The following is a 19314-nucleotide window of genomic DNA, read 5'->3' on the forward strand; positions in this document are numbered from 1 at the left end:
AATTCGTTTATATAAATTGAGTTTATAAGCTTTTTAATGCCTTTTTAATGATCGTTTCGACAGTCGCCTCCGGATCTTCTTTTACGATTTTTTCGACTACTTTTTCAGAAGTCTTACGAACAAAACCTAAAACCTCCAAAGCAGATAACGCTTCATCACGGTTTGTATTGTTCTGAACTACTGAAACTTCGTCCAAATCGTACAATTTTAACACTTTTTCTTTTAAATCAAGTATAACTCTCTGTGCTGTTTTGTTTCCAATCCCTTTTATAGATTGTATAACTCCCACATCCCCAGAGGCAATGGCGTTTATAATTTGTTTGGGTTCAATTGAAGATAACATTGTTCTCGCAATATTAGCTCCTATTCCCGAAACGGACAATAACATTCTAAATATTTCCCGTTCTGATTTTTCTGCGAAACCAAATAAAGTATGCGCATCTTCTTTGATTTGAAGATGCGTATACAATTTTATAAAATCAGCATTGGGAAGCAACGAAAATGTATGTAGGGATATATTAACATGATAACCTACTCCACCACAATCAATTACGACTTCAGTGGGGCTTTTCTCTACTAATTTCCCTTGCAAATGTGCTATCATAGTATAATTTGTTATTGTCAAATATAATAAAAATAAGACAACATTAACAGTTCATTATGTTTTATACTATTTAACTTAAGTTGCCAGTTGAATAATAATGTATACAGTAAGATGTAAAATGTATAATGTAAAAAGTAATAAGTTTTGTTTAACTGATTACTTTTTTACATTATACAAACATTATAGTTATGTCAGATCACTGAAATAGAGTAACAATATACCCAAATTCGAGCGATTCGCTTAAAGGGAAGAAAATCTGTTAATTAAAGCACACTATACATGATACATTTTACATCTTACAGTATACATTTAACAACTAGTAACTAGCAACTTGAATTATTTAGCTAATTTATTTTTTTTACTTTCTTTTTCCTGAGCATCAATAACCGCAATTGCAGCCATATTAACCATTTCTTCAACGCTCGCTCCTAATTGGAAGATATGAACCGGTTTACCCAGACCCATCATAATCGGACCGATTGAATTTACTTTATACAATTCTTTTAACATTTTATAAGTAATATTCGCTGATTCTAAGTTTGGAAAAATCAAAGTGTTTACTTTTTTTCCTGCTAATTTAGAGAATGGGAATTTTTCTTTAAGCATCTCCGGATTCAATGCAAAATCTGCCTGAATTTCTCCATCAACAATCATTTCCGGGTGGTTTTTATGTAAATAAGCTACTGCTTCTCTTACTTTTGAAGCACTTTCGCTTGAAGAAGAACCAAAATTTGAAAACGAAACCATTGCAATAACCGGTTCAAATCCAAACATTCTAGCTGTTTTAGCGGTCATAACTGCGATATTTACCAAATCTTGCGCTGAAGGATTGATATTTATAGCCGTATCAGACAAAAACATTGGTCCACGGGAAGTCAACATCATATTGGCTGTAGCCACCAACGAAGCTCCTGGTGCTTTTTCTACCAATTGTAACATTGGTTTTACCACACTTGGATAACTTCTTGAGTATCCGGTAACCAAAGCATCAGCTTCACCCTCATTAACCATCATTGCAGCAAAATAGTTTCTCTCGCGCATGAATTTCTGAGCATCAAGCAATGAAATACCTCTTCTATTTCTTGTTTCCCAAAGCGAATTAGCAAATCTGTTGCGTCTTGCTTCTTCTTCTGTCGTTTTTGGATCGATAATCTCAAGTTCAGCATCAAAACCTAATTCTTCTTTAAGTTCTAAAATAGATTGTTTGTCTCCTAACAAAATAGGCAAACCAATACCATCTTCATAAACAATTTGAGCTGCTTTTAATACATTTAACTGATCTGCTTCTGCAAAAACAACACGTTTTGGGTCCATTTTTGCACGGTTTGTAATTAAACGCACCATTTTATTATCGTTCCCCATTCTTTCTAGAAGCACCTCTTCATAAGCTGCCCAGTCTGTAATAGGATTTTTGGCAACACCAGATTCCATTGCTGCTTTTGCAACCGCTGGCGCTACTACTGTAATCAATCTAGGATCAAATGGCTTAGGAATAATATATTCTGTTCCGAAACCTAATTTTGTTGCTCCGTAAGCCACATTTACCTGCTCCGGAACTGGTTCTTTTGCTAATAAAGCCAATGCTTTAACAGCCGCCATTTTCATAGCCTCGTTAATTTTAGTAGCTCTAACATCTAAAGCTCCTCTAAAAATATATGGAAACCCTAAAACGTTGTTTACCTGATTAGGAAAATCAGAACGTCCTGTAGCCATAATAACATCTTTACGGGTTTCTACCGCTAAAGTATAGTTAATTTCAGGATTTGGATTTGCCATTGCAAAAACGATCGGATTATCGGCCATAGTCAACAACATTTCTGCTGACATAATATCACCTGAAGACAATCCTAAGAAAATATCTGCTCCTTTTAAAGCTTCTGCTAAATCAATTGGAGCGATATCAACCGCATATTTTTGTTGTAAGTCTGATAATGAAGGATTGTCTTTTGTTAAAAGTCCTTTACTATTAAACATTAAGATATTCTCTACTTTTACTCCTAACAAAACATATAAATCAGCACATGCCAATGCAGCCGAACCTGCACCGGAAACTACCATTTTTACATCTTCTGCTTTTTTTCCTGCTAATTCAAGTGCATTGATCAATGCGGCAGAAGAAATAATTGCCGTACCATGCTGATCATCGTGCATTACAGGAATATCCAACTCTTCTACCAATCTTCTTTCGATTTCAAAAGACTCAGGAGCTTTGATATCTTCAAGATTAATCCCTCCAAAAGTTGGGGCTATATTTTTTACGGTCTGAATAAATTCTTCAACATCTTTTGTTCCGATTTCAATATCAAAAACATCAATATCCGAGAAGATTTTAAACAACAAACCTTTTCCTTCCATTACTGGCTTAGAAGCTTCCGGACCAATGTCCCCAAGTCCTAAAACGGCAGTACCGTTTGAAATTACAGCTACTAGATTTCCTTTTGCTGTGTATTTGTATACGTCATCAACATTTTTTGCAATTTCTAAACATGGCTCGGCAACACCTGGTGAGTATGCCAGAGATAAATCTCTCTGAGTTGCATATTTTTTTGTTGGAAGTACTTGAATTTTTCCGGGAGTCGGCTTCGAATGATATAATAACGCCTCTTCTCTTTTACTGTCTTTACTCATTGTTTTTAGCTTTTATTCTAGCTTACAAAGATATAAGTCTTCACTTAAAAAGGCATGTTTTTGTTGCTTTCTTTTGTTAAAATAACAATATGAGGTATCGAAAAAAAAATAGTCCGTAACGATACGGACTATTTTCTAAGATTATTTTGCGAATTTCACTTACTGCGAAATATAAGAATTTAAATGATTAATGGTATCTTTCTGAATCTCTATAATTGCCTTAACCACATCACTGATAGAAATAATTCCGACTACAATTCCGTTTTCTAAAACCGGTAAATGTCTGATGCGTTTTGTACTCATAAGCTCCATGCAATCCTCGATTTTATTAGCCAGTTGTACAGAGAAAACATTACTTTCCATAATCTCATGCACAAACGTTTCTTTTGAAGATTTATCTTTCAAAACAATTTTTCGGGCATAATCTCTTTCGGACAATATTCCTTTCAGATCCGATCCGTCTATAACCAGAATTGCTCCTATGTTTTTTTCTCCCATTACTTTCAGTGCTTCATAAACAGTGGTCGTAGAAAGCACGGAATAAACATTTTTCCCTTTTGCGTTTAGTATTTGATCTACAGTCATATCTGAAAAATTTTAGTTCTATAAAGTTAAAAAAAAATGCACATAAATAACAACGAATGTTATTTTTAAGAAGCCAAACCCTTCATTTTAAACATAATACATCATATTTTTCATTTTAGATTTTTTCTATTAAAGAAGGAGGTTGTTTTTAAAGTTTTTTTGCAGAAAAGCCAGTATTTTGAATAAGGTGTCGTAAATTTCTCGCAAAGCCGCAAAAGCGCAAAGTTTTTTATCCGCAATCTTGTCACTTCGACAAAGCTTGATGATATACTGTATGGAGTTACTTATGTCATTTCGACTTTAGGAGAAATCGCAATAGTATTTCGACAAAGATTGGAGACATTCTGTGTGGAGTTTCTTGTGTGATTTCTCCTAAAGTCGAAATGACAGTACTGTGTCGTCAGCTTTTGCTTTGGAATTTGGAGTCTGGAGTCTGGAGTTTCAAAAATTGGAATTTCCAACCAACATCCTTATTCCAAAAACTTAATATTCCTCTTCAAACCGTCGAATTTTGTTCTTTTAATGGGGGAATTTTTAAAAACAGCCCGAAAGGTTTCTTCGGTAATTTCAATCCAGTCTTTTTTGGAGAAAGAAAGTAGTTCTGGATTGGGATTAAATAAAGGCTCTGAATGGGGTTTTGAGAAACGATTCCACGGGCAAACATCCTGACAGGTATCACAGCCAAATGCCCATTCATCAAATTTTCCCTTCATCTCCATGGGGATATTTTCTTTAAGTTCAATCGTATAATAGGAGATACATTTACTCCCGTCAACAACATAAGGAGCCACTATTGCCTGCGTTGGACAGGCATCTATACAGGCTGTACAGGAACCACAATGATCTGTTGTGGCGTGATCATACTCCAGGTCCAGATCTAAAATAAGTTCGGCAATAAAATAAAATGACCCCACTTTTTGAGTGAGCAGATTACTGTTTTTTCCAATCCAGCCTAAACCGCTTTTTGCAGCCCACGCTTTATCTAAGACAGGTGCCGAATCAACAAAGGCACGTCCGGAAACATCACCGATATGTTCCTGAATGGAGAAAAGAAATTCTTTTAGTTTTTCTTTTATAACAGTATGATAATCTTGCCCGTAAGCGTATTTTGAAATTTTAAAACTCTCCTGATTTTGAATTTCATTTGGATAATAATTAAGCAAAAGAGAGACAACACTTTTTGCATCATCAACCAATAAGGTGGGATCTAATCGTTTATCAAAATAGTTTTCCATGTAGGCCATTTCACCATTATGGTTTTTCTTCAGCCAGTTCTCAAGACGAGGAGCTTCCTGCTCTAAAAAACCTGCTTTAGAGATACCACAAGACAAGAAACCTAGTCTTTTAGCTTCCTCCTTTATAAATTTTGAATATATTTCTTTAGCATTAATCATTATCTCTTTGAAGAAACAACTTTTTCAACAACAGGATTTACTATAATAAAAGAATTAAAATAATCCGCCCTGAATATTTGTATTGATTTTACCTAAATGTTTATAAGCCTTATCTGTAACTTCACGTCCGCGTGGTGTACGCATAATAAAACCTTCCTGAATCAGGAAAGGTTCGTATACTTCTTCTATTGTTTCACTACTTTCGGATACGGCAGTCGCCAGAGTAGATAAACCAACCGGTCCGCCCTTAAATTTATTAATGATAGTAAGTAAAATTTTATTGTCCATTTCATCAAGACCGTGTGCATCAACATTTAATGCTTTCAAAGCATAACGGGCAATTTCTATATCAATAGTTCCATTACCTTTTATTTGCGCAAAATCACGAACTCGTCGAAGCAACGCATTTGCAATACGAGGTGTACCCCTACTACGTCCGGCAATTTCAATAGCCGCATCAAGTGAAATTGGCATTTTTAATATAGAAGCACTTCGTTCGACAATAGTCGTCAAAAGTTCAGTGGTATAATATTGCAAACGGGAAGAAATTCCAAAACGTGCCCGCATAGGAGCTGTCAGTAATCCTGAACGTGTTGTCGCTCCGATTAAAGTAAAAGGGTTCAAATTGATTTGAACGGTTCGCGCATTTGGACCCGATTCAATCATAATATCAATTTTGAAATCCTCCATTGCCGAATACAGATATTCTTCAACAATTGGACTCAGACGATGTATCTCATCGATAAACAAAACATCTCTCTCGTCCAGATTAGTTAGCAAACCCGCCAAATCTCCGGGTTTATCTAAAACCGGTCCGGAGGTAATTTTTATTCCAACCTGTAATTCATTAGCCAGAATATTAGCCAATGTCGTTTTCCCTAGTCCCGGAGGCCCATGAAACAAAGCATGATCTAATGCCTCACCACGTTGATTTGCAGCGGCAACGAAAACTTTTAAATTTTCTAAAACTTGGTCTTGTCCTGCAAAATCATCAAATGACAGCGGACGCAATCTTTTTTCAAGATCTAGCTCTTCCGGGTTGTATCCTTTTGTGGTAGGATCTAGGTTTTCATTCATCTTACAAAGATAAACAAAGTAATCAGTTTGTAAAACAGTTAAATTCCAATTAAAAAAATCAAATTTTAAACTCCAAATTCCAACTCAATAATAAGCCTTTTCGGAATTTGATTTCTGTCATTTCATATTCGCATTCAAAGTAAAAAACAAAACAATTCATGAAAATTCGTGTAATTGCTTCGCCTGTTCGCTATCGCTCGAGTCACGGCAAAAAACTTAGCTGCCACCAATTACACGAATTTTCACGAATTGAATTTTATAAAGTTTCGAAATAATCGCTTTAATCCTTTTAATCTGCGGCAAAAAAAACAGCCACTGATTTCACAGATTAAAAGGATTTTTTTTCTAATTTAAAAGTACTCTTCCAGACTCGTATTCTGTTACGAGATATTTTTCAAGAAATCTAAAAGTCTCATTTCTTTTTTGATTATTCTGATCATTAAAAATCCGAAGAACAGTAAAAACCCAAATCCGCTTACTAGTATATAAAGGTAAAATCCTTTTGAAAAACTTTCCTTAAAAATGGGTAAAAGAAACATGAACCCGGCAATATAACTGAGATAAACTATAGGTGTAAAGATATAATGGATTTTTTTTCTCCATTGGTAAAATTGATGCGCCTGCTTACCGTATTCAATTAAGGAAACATCTGCTTTTATACTTTCTAATTTTCTCACACTAATCCACTCTAAAACAATACGCAATAAAAGCATTGAAATCATAATCCCTAATCCTAAACTGAATAACGTTTGTTTGTAAGCCCCTACCCAAACATAATAGAAGATCAGTATTATCATGGTCACACTCAAAATTATTCTGGTCCAAAAATGATTGCGCTTAATTTTTTTAGTATGCGTTTCTGCCTTGTCAATAACATCGTCGGCTGCCGGTTTTGCATTGGATTCCCCTTGCTGATCCCATATATTTTGTAAATCTTCAAATGTTTTCATTTTGTACGCATTGAGTTAAACTTTTTTTAATTCGATGAATTCGAACCCGAAGTGTTTCTTCCGTGATCCCGATTACTTCTGCAATTTCAGGATATTCGATACCATCCAAAGTCATAAGAATTATCATTTTATTCGTTTCTTCCAGCTTTTGTATACATTGATACATTTGTTGAAGCTGTTCTTCCTTTTCGTTTGAATAGGTCTCTAAAACAACCTGTGGCAAAATAGCTGTTCTGATTTCTTTTTTGGAAGATGACTTTCGCAAATACAGAAGACAGGTGTTTACTGCTATCCTATAAATCCAGGTACTGATACTGGATTCGTTTCGGAACGTATCTAAATTTTCCCATACTTTAATGAAAATCTCCTGCGTTGCATCGGAAGCAAAGGCAATATCTCCGCAAAAATAACCTTTGCACAAACGAAATACTTTGCTGTAATGCTTGTTGTATATATCGTTAAATTGTTCCTTTTTGACCACCTTATTTCATTTCTGATTTAATTTTTTCCATATACCACTCCGGTTGATCGTACATCACAAAATGGGCTGCCTTTTCTGCATAATAAATTCTAACTGAGGGAAGATTGGCATACTGCGCTTGATATGTTTTTTGAACAGTATTGATATCCGGATTAGTTGCAGCTAAAATTACTACCGGAATTTTAATTTTCGCAATTTCTTTGCGTAAATCTAAATTGAGCATATCGATATAACCGTAAACATAGGTTTTTCTATCGGCACTGTTCATCCATTCATTGATTGTTTTTTGCTTTTCTTTGTTTAAACACATATAAGAAGTCATCTGCGTATTCATAGCATTGAATGCCATTTGGTCCATTGCTAACATCGCTTTGCTCTGTGCGTTTTCGTAAGGAATAATTTCTCCATTATAATTAGGAATCATCAAGGCAGCACTTGCCGGCAAAGCGTCAACGATAATCACTTCTTTGAACAAATTTGTTTCTTCTGCTGCAAGCCACAAACTTAAAGTACCACCCAAACTATGACCAATTAATGTGGCTTTCTTTAATCTTTTAGTTTTTACATAGGAAATAATTTCATTCTTTATTGTACTGAGCCAAGGGCTTTCAATTGGAGGAACGTTCCCAAATCCTGCAAAAGTAAAAATGTGGCATTCTTTAGTTTTAGAAAGTTCGGCTACCGTCTCCTTCCACACTTCACCTGTACAACCAAATCCGGGAAATAATAAAACTGGTGCTCCTTTTCCTTTTACTTCTACCTTAAAAGCAGTTTGAGAAAAAGCAGATTTAGAGACAAGAAACATAAATGCGATAAGTAAAATTGATTGTGGTTTCATAATGTTTAATTTTTTAAAGTTTCCCTTTTGATGCAGTGCTCTATTAATTGTTACATCAAAAAAATATTTTTTTCAAAACAAAACACAAATAGCTAAAATTCAAGACATTAATCCAAAATAAAATTAACAAAAAGCCTTAACTTAGCCACCAATTAACTGTAAATCAGCTCACATTTAAGGATTTATTTATATACAACATTATTCATACGCTTCAAACTCCCATTCGGGATAGCTAATAGACAGGCTAAATCGCAAACAAAACTTTCTCCTCTTTGTCGAATTACAATGCGATTTCTCCTTACGTCGAAATGACAAACTAATTCAATTTTATCTTGTAACCACTTCAACTGTTTTTAATTTAATTTTAGAAAAACAACGAGGCGTTAACTGAACATTTTTGAATGTTCAGTTAACGCCTCGTTTATCGCTAATCAATTCTTCACCTCCAACTAAAATATCACACTATTTTTTCTTCCACAGATTTAAAACAAAAAAGGCTGTCCAAATGGACAGCCTTTTAAAATATTTTTAGTGGTGTAAAACTTCTTCACCTTCTTTCATTGGTACATTTTGAGGTACAAAATCTACATCGTGATTCGGGTTACTGTAGTCATACGGCCAACGGTGTACGTGAGGAATTTCTCCTGGCCAGTTACCGTGGATATGTTCTACCGGAGTAGTCCACTCTAATGTTGTAGATTTCCATGGATTCTGAACTGCTTTTTTACCGTAGAAAATACTGCTAAAGAAGTTGTATAAGAATACTAACTGGAACGCACCTCCAACAAGAGCAAATGTTGTAATCAATACATTCACATTTTGCAAATCGTCAAATAATGGGAAGTTTGTATTGGTATAATAACGTCTTGGTAAACCAGCTAATCCGATAAAGTGCATTGGGAAGAATACTCCGTAAGCACAAACTGCTGTAATCCAGAAGTGAATATAACCTAAGTTTTTGTTTAACATTCTTCCGTACATTTTAGGGAACCAGTGGTAAATACCGGCAAACATTCCGTAAAGTGCAGAGATACCCATTACTAAGTGAAAGTGAGCAATTACGAAGTAAGTATCGTGAACGTTAATATCTAAAGTACTATCTCCTAAAATAATTCCCGTTAAACCTCCAGTGATGAAAGTAGAAACCATTCCGATAGAGAATAACATTGCAGGGTTGAATTGCAGGTTACCTTTCCATAAAGTTGTAATCCAGTTAAACGCTTTTACAGCAGAAGGAATTGCAATCAATAAAGTTGTAAATGTAAATACAGATCCTAAGAAAGGATTCATACCTGAAATAAACATGTGGTGACCCCAAACAATTGTAGATAAAAATGCAATTGCAAGAACTGACATAATCATCGCTCTGTATCCGAAGATTGGTTTACGAGCATTCGTAGCCATAATTTCAGAAACAAGTCCCATTGCAGGTAAAATTACAATATATACCTCAGGGTGTCCTAAGAACCAGAATAAGTGCTCAAACAAAACCGGAGAACCTCCTTGGTAGTGTAAAACCTCTCCTGCAATATAAATATCAGATAAGAAGAATGAAGTACCGAAACTTCTATCGAAAATCAATAATAATGCTGCAGATAACAATACCGGGAATGAAATAACACCAATAATAGCTGTTACGAAAAATGTCCAGATTGTAAGTGGAAGTCTGGTCATAGACATTCCTTTAGTTCTTAAATTGATAACCGTTACAATGTAGTTTAGAGATCCCATTAAAGAAGATGCAATAAAGATAGCCATCGAAACTAACCATAAAGTCATACCAGTACCTGATCCAGGGATCGCTTGTGGTAAAGCACTTAATGGTGGGTAAATTGTCCAACCTGCAGAAGCTGGTCCAGCTTCAACGAATAAAGAACATAACATTACTACAGCAGATAAGAAGAACAACCAGTATGAAATCATATTCATAAATCCGGAAGCCATATCTCTTGCTCCAATTTGAAGCGGAATAAGTAAGTTACTAAAAGTTCCACTCAAACCGGCGGTTAGTACAAAGAATACCATGATGGTACCGTGAATTGTAACTAAAGCCAAATAAATATCATTTGCCATTACACCATCCGGTGCAAATTTATCTCCTAATAAAACATTAAAGATTTTAAAAGACTCTTCCGGCCATGCCAATTGCATTCTGAAAAGCAATGACATTGCAATACCAATAATCCCCATGATAATACCTGTAAGCAAGTATTGTTTGGCAATCATTTTGTGATCAATACTAAATATATATTTGGTAATGAAAGTGTCCTTATGATGATGTTCGTGCTCGTGATCGTGTTCGTGTCCGTGATCGTGTGCTTCTGCTGACATATATGTATACTTTAAATTTTCTTAATAAATTATTTCATAGCTACTTTAGCAACAACAGCTTTTACAGTATCAATAACTGCTTTTACTGTGTCCTTAGCTGTACTATCTGTATTAGCTTTTGCACTTTCAGCAGCAGCTTTTTCAGCATCTGCCGCAGCAGCAGCTTTAATATCCTGCGCTAAGGTAGTTTTTTCGCTTAACCATTTTTTATAATCTTCAGGAGTATCTACTACAACTTTCATTTGCATGTTGTAATGAGAAGATCCACAAATTTTATTACATAATAATAAATAATCAAATGTATAAGGATCTAAAGCAGTACCACCTTTAGCAACTAACTCAACGCTTTTTTCAGCTCTAAGTTTGTTGATGTGTGCTACTTTTTCAACCATAAATGGCAACTCTCTGTATTCAGCAGTAGTGTAAGTAGGAATGAATGCAAATTCAGTAACCATTCCAGGAACACAGTTCATCTGTGCTCTAAAGTGAGGGAAGTAAGCAGAGTGCAATACATCCTGAGAACGCATTTTGAAATGTACTTTTTTTCCTTTTGGGATATGCAGTTCAGTTACAACGATATCATCTTCAGAATTTTTATCTGACATATCAACCCCTAAAGTATTGATACCTTCGATCAAACGAACGTTTGCTTTTCCTAAAGTATTATCGTTTCCTGCATATCTTGCAGTCCATTTAAATTGTTGAGCGTATAATTCAATTTCAATAACATCTTCATCTTTGTCAACAAACATAATGTTGTTCCAAGCATACAATCCGTAAAGAATCAAACAAGCCAAAACTACAGATGGAATAATACTCCACAATGCTTCTAATTTATTACTATCAGCAAAGAATAATGCTTTTTTATCTTTGTGTCCTCTGTTTTTAAAAGAAAACCAGTGCAATAAACCTTGAGTAATAACCTGAACTGTAAAAATTAAAACCCAGGTAATATTCATTAAACTATCCACTAAAATACCGTGCTCTGAAGCAGGAGTATGAAGTGCTAAATTACCCCATTTTAGTAAACCGTATATTGTAAATATATAGATGAATGCCAAAAAGCCAAACATAATATATCCCTGAATATTATTATCATTATCTGAAGCAACCTGAGAATCGTCAGAAGAAGATCCTACTTGAGTAAGATCAAATATTCTGGTCAATTGCCAAAGTGCAACTGCTAATAAAACTAAAACTATAATTACCAACAAACTTGTCATCTGTTTATCTCTTTAAATATTAATAATGAAAATGTTTACTTTCTTCTATGAAAGGATTTCTTTTTGCTAACAAAGGAGATTTAGTCAATGCAGTAAATACAGCAAAAATAAACAAACCTAAGAAGAAAAGAATAGATGCAATTTCAGAAACTCCAATAAACCATTTATCTCCAACAGTACCAGGCATAATCATATTAAAGAAATCTAGGTAGTGACCTAATAAGATTACAACTCCAGCCATTACAATAACCCAGCTTAGACGTTTGAAATCAGTATTAATTAATATTAACAATGGGAAAACAAAGTTCATAACAACAGCTCCAAAGAAAGGAAGGTTGTACAATTGGATTCTTGTTACGAAATACGTTACCTCTTCAGGAATATTAGCGTACCAGATCAACATGAATTGAGAGAACCATAAGTAAGTCCAGAAAACACTGATACCAAACATAAATTTAGCTAAATCGTGAATGTGGCTTGTATTTACAAATTCTAAATATCCTTTAGATTTTAAGTAGATAGTAACTAAAGCGATTGTAGTAATACCACTTACAAAGAAAGAAGCGAATACATACCAACCGAATAAAGTACTGAACCAGTGTGGGTCAAATGACATAATCCAATCCCAAGACATGATAGACTCAGATACGATAAAGAAAACTAAAAATCCAGCAGAATAGTTAAAGTTCTTTTTGTAGTTCAAATCATCATTTGCTTCGTCCTGAGCTAAACAATTTTTTCTAGCGAAATAATTGTATACGTTCCATCCTAATAAAAAGATTCCCGCTCTTACAATCCAAAAAGGAAAGTTTAAGTAACCTGATTTACCTGCAATAATAGCATCGTAATTTTCACTTTTAGGATCTGTTACCCCTTCTCCTAACCATACAAAAATATGATTAAAGTGAAGTCCGCATAAAACTAAGATTATAAAGAAAATTACAGAACCATAAGGTAAGTAAGCTGTTATTCCCTGCATTACTCTAAACAACACCGGAGACCATCCTGCTTGTGCCACTTGTTGGATAGCATAAAATGCTAAAACTCCCATAGAAAGCAATAAGAAGAAAATACAGGCAACATATAATGCTGACCAAGGTTTGTTTTGCAATTGGTGCAATACGTGTTTTAAATGTTTTTCATGCTCACCTGCTGCATCAACATTAGCATGTTCTCCGCCTTCGTGTGAGTCGTGTGAAGCTTTTGCAACTTCATGAGCAGCTGCTGGAGCTTCTGCATGTGCAGCACCTTCGTGTGCGTCATGTGCAACGGCTGCTGTATCATGTGAAACTGCCGGAGCTTCTGCATGCGCTGCACCTTCGTGTGCGTCATGCGCAGCTGCTGCTGTTTCATGAGAAGCCGCTGGAGCTTCATGCGAAGCTTCTGTAGCTTCATGACCTGCAGACTCATGAGAAGCTGCCGGAGCTTCTGCATGTGCAGCACCATGAGAACCATGTGCATCTGCAGCTAGTATTTTTTCAACTTCTTTAATATCTTTAGGTGCACTTAAAAAACCATACCCAATCCCTAATAAACCTACGGCCATTAGGATGATAGAAAAAGTTTTTAATTTACTTGAAAATGTATACATATCTATTACGATCAGTTTGTTCAACAATTATAATTGGCTTTTTAGTTTCAGAACATAGTCAGCAACTAACCAACGTTCGTGAGCACTTAATTGATTTGCATGCGAACCCATTGCATTTAAACCATAAGTTTCAACGTGAAAGATACTTCCTTCCGTAATAACTCTGTCTTTATAGCTAGGTACTCCAAGAAATTTTTCTCTCTCAACCAATTTACCTTTACCGTTTCCGGTTGCACCATGGCAACTCATACAGTAAATTTCGAAAAGTTCTTTTCCTTTTTCAGAACTTTTTTCTTCTGCAGTCAAAGGTGATTTTAAATTAGCTTTTGCCAATTCATAACCAGCCGTTGAGTTTTCATATTCATAAGGCTCAAAACCTCTATTGATAGTTCCTTCTACAGGAAGTTGTCCTTCTTTTCCTCCTTTAAATATTTTTGCCTCTGTATATGGCTCGTAAGCAACAGATTCATACATATTAGGGAAATACTGATAGTTTGGTGCCGAATTATTGTGGCATGATGAAACTAAAATAGTTATACCAACTAAAAGTGTTATTTTATATATCCTTTTCATAGCTACAATTAATTCTTTTCAATTACTTTAACTTCAACTGCTCCTGTACCTTCGAAAAAAGAAACCAGTTCTGCCTCGTTATCGTTTACAGCAACTTCCATTAAGAAATGGTCGTCTGTTGTTCTTACATCCGGATTTTCAGCTTCTTTAAATGGCCATAATCTACTTCTCATGTAAAAAGTGATTACCATTAAATGAGCAGCAAAAAATACAGTCATCTCAAACATAATAGGCACGAAAGACGGCATATTCTGGATGAAACTAAAACTTGGTTTTCCTCCAATATCCTGTGGCCAATCATGAATCATGATATAACTCATCATGAATGTTGCAACAGAGATACCAACACAACCATATAAAAAAGCGCAAATTGCTAATCTTGTTGGTGCTAATCCCATAGCTTTATCCAATCCGTGAACTGGGAATGGAGTAAAGACATCTTCAATATGATGATGTGCAGCTCTGGTTTTCTTTACTGCATCCATCAAAATATCATCGTCATTATAAATGGCGTATATTACTTTATTACTCATGGTGTGAATCTTTACTATTTGCTCTTTCTCTAATGTAATTATCTCCTGTTCCTTTCAAAATTGTTTTAACCTCTGCCTGAGCAATTACAGGGAATGTTCTAGAGTACAATAAAAACAATACAAAGAAGAAACCAATCGTTCCGATGAAAATTCCAATATCAACAAATGTTGGTGAGAACATTGTCCAAGAAGATGGAAGGTAATCTCTATGCAAAGAAGTAACAATAATTACGAATCTTTCAAACCACATTCCGATGTTTACTACAATCGAAATAATAAAAGAGAACATGATACTTGTTCTTAGTTTCTTGAACCACATAAATTGTGGAGAGAAAACGTTACAAGTCATCATCGACCAGTATGCCCACCAGTAAGGTCCGGTAGCTCTGTTTAAGAATGCATATTGCTCGTACTCTACTCCTGAATACCAAGCTACGAATAACTCAGTGATATACGCTACACCAACAATAGAACCTGTAATCATGATTACAATATTCATTAATTCGATATGTTGAAGTGTAATGTAAGCTTCAAGGTTAGAAACTTTTCTCATAACGATCAACAAGGTGTTTACCATTGCAAATCCTGAGAATACCGCTCCGGCAACGAAGTACGGAGGGAAAATCGTGGTATGCCATCCCGGAATTACAGAAGTAGCAAAGTCCATCGATACAATTGTGTGTACAGAAAGTACAAGTGGAGTAGCTAAACCTGCAAGTACTAAAGATACTTCTTCAAAACGTTGCCAGTCTTTTGCTCTACCGCTCCATCCAAAACTTAGGATAGAATATACTCTTTTATTAAAAGGTGTTATTGCTCTATCACGTAGCATAGCAAAGTCAGGTAATAAACCAGTCCACCAGAAAACTAATGATACCGAAAGATACGTTGAAATTGCAAATACGTCCCAAAGTAATGGCGAGTTAAAGTTTACCCATAAAGATCCAAATTGATTTGGAATAGGTAATACCCAGTAAGCCAACCATGGACGCCCCATGTGAATAATTGGAAATAAACCTGCCTGAACTACAGAGAAGATAGTCATCGCTTCTGCAGAACGGTTAATAGCCATTCTCCAACGTTGACGGAAAAGTAATAATACCGCAGAAATTAAGGTTCCGGCGTGACCAATACCAACCCACCAAACGAAGTTCGTGATATCCCAGGCCCAACCAACTGTTTTATTTAATCCCCATGTTCCGATACCGGTAGATACAGTGTAAATTATACAACCTAACCCCCAAAGGAAGGCTATTAATGCAATTGAAAATACTGTCCACCATTGTTTGTTTGCAGGCCCCTCAACAGGTGCAGCTACATCTACTGTTACATCGTGATAAGATTTATCACCTATAACTAAAGGTTTTCTAATGGGTGCTTCGTAGTGAGACGACATAATCCTTTATATTGTTTCTAATTAATAATTTTACTAAGTATTTCTAACTTTTACATGATAGAAAACGTTCGGTTTTGTTCCAACATGCTCTAATAAGTGATACATTCTTTCACTTTCAGCAAGTTTAGCAACTTCACTTTCTTTATCATTTACATCTCCAAATACCATCGCTCCAGAAGAACAAGCAGCTGAACATGCACAAGCATTGTTAAATTCATCTTTCGCCACTACTCTACCTTCACGTTTAGCTTGAAGAATAACAGCTTGAGTACTTTGAATACAGAATGAACATTTTTCCATAACTCCACGAGAACGAACGTTTACGTCTGGGTTTAATACCATACGACCTAAATCATCATTCATGTGATAATCGAATTCACTGTTTTTGTTGTACAAGAACCAGTTGAAACGACGTACTTTATACGGACAGTTGTTTGCACAGTAACGAGTACCAACACATCTGTTGTAAGCCATATGGTTTTGACCTTGACGACCGTGAGAAGTCGCAGCAACAGGACAAACTGTTTCACATGGTGCGTGGTTACAGTGCTGACACATTACCGGTTGGAAAGCCACTTGTGGGTTATCCCCAGGATTTTCCATTTCGTTAAATGTAGACAATGAACTAGATAAACCAGCTATATTTTCTTTTCTTTTGTTATCTCCTTCAAAAGTGCTTTCAGAAGAATAATATCTGTCAATACGCAACCAGTGCATATCACGGCTTCTTCTTACCTCTGCTTTACCAACAACTGGAACGTTGTTTTCAGCATGACAAGCAATAACACATGCTCCACATCCGGTACAAGCATTTAAGTCGATAGAAAGGTTAAAGTGATGTCCGGTAGAACGATCAAATGACTCCCATAAATCAACTGTTGTAGCTTTAACCTCTTCGTGGTCTAAAGATACCATTGGTTGTGGATTCCAATGCTCTGCATTTTCCTTATTAAATACGTCAAGAGTAGTTTCTTTAATGATATCTCCTCTTCCCATTAATGTTTTCTGACCTTGTACACAAGCAAACTCATGCTCTCCACTTGCCTTAGCAATAGAAACAGTCTGAACACTATTAAAGTTTTTATATAAAGCGTAAGCATTTAAACCTACTTGCATTTCTTCTTTCAAAGCTGCTTTACGTCCGTAACCAACAGCCATACCAACTGTACCAACAGCTTGTCCCGGTTGAACAATTACAGGAACGTTTTCCAACTTAACACCATCAGCTGTTGTGATTGTAGCATAACTACCATTCAAACCACCATTGGCAACAATTTCATTTGATAATCCTAATTTCTTAGCATCTGCATTCGAAACGGTAACATAGTTATCCCAAGAAACTCTTGTAATCGGATCCGGGAACTCTTGCAACCAAGGGTTGTTTGCTTGTTGTCCGTCACCCATACCCGTTTTAGTATACAATACTAATTCGAAGTCTCCGGCAGCTTTTGATTTAGCAACTGCAGTTGCAGCAGCATTATAATCAAATGAACCGGCAGCTAAAGCAGATGATCCAATTACAAAAACACCATCATGTAACACTTTATTCCAAGAAGAACCTGCAACAATACCAGCCGAATTAGCTTTGATATAATCGTAGTAAGTTCCTGAAATTCCGTTTAACGATAATAAAACGTCTTCAAATTGTTTTGTATTAAATATAGGACGAATAGTTGGTTGAGTTAAACTATACGTTCCTTTTGTAATCATAACATCACCCCAAGCCTCTAAATAGTGAGCAACCGGAGCAGCAATTTTAACAATAGATGCTGTTTCGTCTTCTTTTAAAGAAAAAGCAACAGTAGTATCTACTTTTTTCAATCCCGAAACAAAAGCAGCAGAATCAGCTAATGTATAAACCGGGTTAACACCACTCATAATTAAAGTATGAACACTACCTGCATTCATATCTTTTATCAACTGAGTCACAACTGCATTAGATCCTTTTCTAATTTGTCTTGTTCCTGCAGTACTAAAAGCTTCACTAGCCAATATTTGATTGATAGCTAAAACTAATAATTGAGCATTTTTATCTTCAATTCCAGATACTAAAACTCCTTTTGATCCGGCAGCTTTTAATTGCTGAGCAGCTTTTACTACTTCAGCTTTAATCGCAGCATCCAAAGAAACTCCAATAGAAGTACCTGCAATAACATTATATATTTGAACTAAAGCTTGTTTCTGATTTGCAACAGTCATCGAAAAACGCTTATCAGCAGCAGCTCCAGACAATGTCATGTTTGATTCAAACTGGAAGTGACGAGACATTTTTCCTTGTTGAGGAATACGTCCTTTTGCATATCCTGAATCGTATGCACCACCTTGCCAATCTCCTAAGAAATCAGCTCCAACAGAAACAATTAAAGTAGCTTTTGAAAAATCATAATCAACTAAAGCTCTCTCACCATAAACTGTTTCAAATGCATCTAAAGCATCTGATGAAGAAACTGCATCATAAACCACATGCTTAGCATTTGGGTTTTTAGCAATAAATTCAGCAATTAATTTTTCACTAGACGGGCTCGCCAAAGTATTTGTCAGCAATACTACTTGACCTCCTTTTGCTTTCGCAGCTGCAATACCGGATTTAATTCTTAAATCAACAGCAGACCAGCTACTATTTTTTCCATCCAATTTAGGTTCTTTCAAACGCATACTGTCATATAGTGACAAGATAGACGCATGAACTCTCGCATTGGCTGAAAACTTAGCTCCGGAAATAGTATTGTTTTCAATTTTAATTGGACGACCTTCACGAGTTTTTACTAAAAGGTTAGCAAAATCAAAACCATCAAAAACAGTAGTTGCATAATAATCTGCAACACCAGGAATGATTTGTTCCGGTTGTAACACGTAAGGTATAGACTTGTGAACAGGGCCTTCGCAAGCTGCAAGCGTTACGGCTGCAGTACTAAACCCTACGTACTTTAAAAAGTCACGACGTGAAGTTCCGGATGAAGCTAATGCATCAGCATTACCTAAGAATTCATCCGTTGGAATTTCTTCAACAAATTCGTTATTTCTAAGCGCCTCAACAATAGAACTATTTTCTAGTTCCTCAACACTTTTCCAGTATTTTTTGTTTGATGACATTGTATATAAATATTAAA

General features: G+C 35.6%; 15 protein-coding genes. All 15 read right to left on the reverse strand.

Annotation, left to right across the window (positions count from 1 at the left end):
- Positions 1–22 precede the first annotated feature (22 nt).
- The 15 genes from ruvA to G3A47_RS04205 all read right to left on the reverse strand — a co-directional run bounded on the left by ruvA (position 23) and on the right by G3A47_RS04205 (position 19297).
- A complete protein-coding gene (ruvA, locus tag G3A47_RS04135; protein ID WP_166920681.1) occupies positions 23–604 on the reverse strand; it encodes a Holliday junction branch migration protein RuvA in 582 nt (193 codons plus the stop codon).
- Between the two features lie 336 nt (positions 605–940).
- Positions 941–3232 carry an NADP-dependent malic enzyme gene (locus tag G3A47_RS04140; protein ID WP_166920683.1) on the reverse strand — a complete coding sequence of 764 codons (2292 nt, stop codon included), beginning with the start codon at positions 3230–3232 and terminating at the stop codon, positions 941–943.
- A 159-nt stretch (positions 3233–3391) separates the two neighbouring features.
- Positions 3392–3817: a CBS domain-containing protein gene (locus G3A47_RS04145; protein WP_166920685.1), complete on the reverse strand. Its 426-nt coding sequence runs from the start codon at positions 3815–3817 to the stop codon at positions 3392–3394.
- A gap of 470 nt (positions 3818–4287) precedes the next feature.
- Entirely contained in the window at positions 4288–5211 is a 924-nt protein-coding gene (gene queG / locus G3A47_RS04150; protein ID WP_166920687.1) for a tRNA epoxyqueuosine(34) reductase QueG, read from the reverse strand.
- A 54-nt stretch (positions 5212–5265) separates the two neighbouring features.
- Complete coding sequence (ruvB, locus tag G3A47_RS04155) at positions 5266–6288, reverse strand: Holliday junction branch migration DNA helicase RuvB (RefSeq protein ID WP_166920689.1); 1023 nt, start codon at positions 6286–6288, stop codon at positions 5266–5268.
- Between the two features lie 380 nt (positions 6289–6668).
- Entirely contained in the window at positions 6669–7238 is a 570-nt protein-coding gene (locus G3A47_RS04160) for a hypothetical protein (protein ID WP_166920691.1), read from the reverse strand.
- Complete coding sequence (locus G3A47_RS04165; RefSeq protein WP_166920693.1) at positions 7225–7719, reverse strand: RNA polymerase sigma factor; 495 nt, start codon at positions 7717–7719, stop codon at positions 7225–7227. Before G3A47_RS04165 ends, G3A47_RS04160 begins: the two co-directional genes overlap by 14 nt.
- Position 7720: 1 nt before the next feature.
- Entirely contained in the window at positions 7721–8557 is an 837-nt protein-coding gene (locus tag G3A47_RS04170; RefSeq protein ID WP_166920695.1) for an alpha/beta fold hydrolase, read from the reverse strand.
- A gap of 528 nt (positions 8558–9085) precedes the next feature.
- Positions 9086–10888, reverse strand: a complete 1803-nt coding sequence (locus tag G3A47_RS04175; RefSeq protein ID WP_166920697.1) for a cytochrome c oxidase subunit I — start codon at positions 10886–10888, stop codon at positions 9086–9088.
- 29 nt (positions 10889–10917) lie between these two features.
- Positions 10918–12111 (reverse strand): cytochrome c oxidase subunit II, encoded by a 1194-nt coding sequence (locus tag G3A47_RS04180; RefSeq protein WP_166920699.1) that lies wholly within the window; start codon positions 12109–12111, stop codon positions 10918–10920.
- 19 nt (positions 12112–12130) lie between these two features.
- Positions 12131–13702: a quinol:cytochrome C oxidoreductase gene (locus tag G3A47_RS04185; protein ID WP_166920701.1), complete on the reverse strand. Its 1572-nt coding sequence runs from the start codon at positions 13700–13702 to the stop codon at positions 12131–12133.
- A gap of 27 nt (positions 13703–13729) precedes the next feature.
- Complete coding sequence (locus G3A47_RS04190) at positions 13730–14275, reverse strand: c-type cytochrome (protein WP_166920703.1); 546 nt, start codon at positions 14273–14275, stop codon at positions 13730–13732.
- 8 nt (positions 14276–14283) lie between these two features.
- Complete coding sequence (locus G3A47_RS04195; RefSeq protein ID WP_166920705.1) at positions 14284–14808, reverse strand: DUF3341 domain-containing protein; 525 nt, start codon at positions 14806–14808, stop codon at positions 14284–14286.
- The gene (nrfD, locus tag G3A47_RS04200; protein ID WP_166920707.1) at positions 14801–16204 is read right to left on the reverse strand and encodes an NrfD/PsrC family molybdoenzyme membrane anchor subunit; all 1404 of its coding nucleotides are present in this window, start codon (positions 16202–16204) and stop codon (positions 14801–14803) included. Before nrfD ends, G3A47_RS04195 begins: the two co-directional genes overlap by 8 nt.
- Before the next feature lie 33 nt (positions 16205–16237).
- A complete protein-coding gene (locus G3A47_RS04205; protein ID WP_166920709.1) occupies positions 16238–19297 on the reverse strand; it encodes a TAT-variant-translocated molybdopterin oxidoreductase in 3060 nt (1019 codons plus the stop codon).
- Positions 19298–19314 lie beyond the last annotated feature (17 nt).

Origin of the sequence: Flavobacterium poyangense (assembly GCF_011751075.1) — a bacterium.
Taxonomy (GTDB): domain Bacteria; phylum Bacteroidota; class Bacteroidia; order Flavobacteriales; family Flavobacteriaceae; genus Flavobacterium; species Flavobacterium poyangense.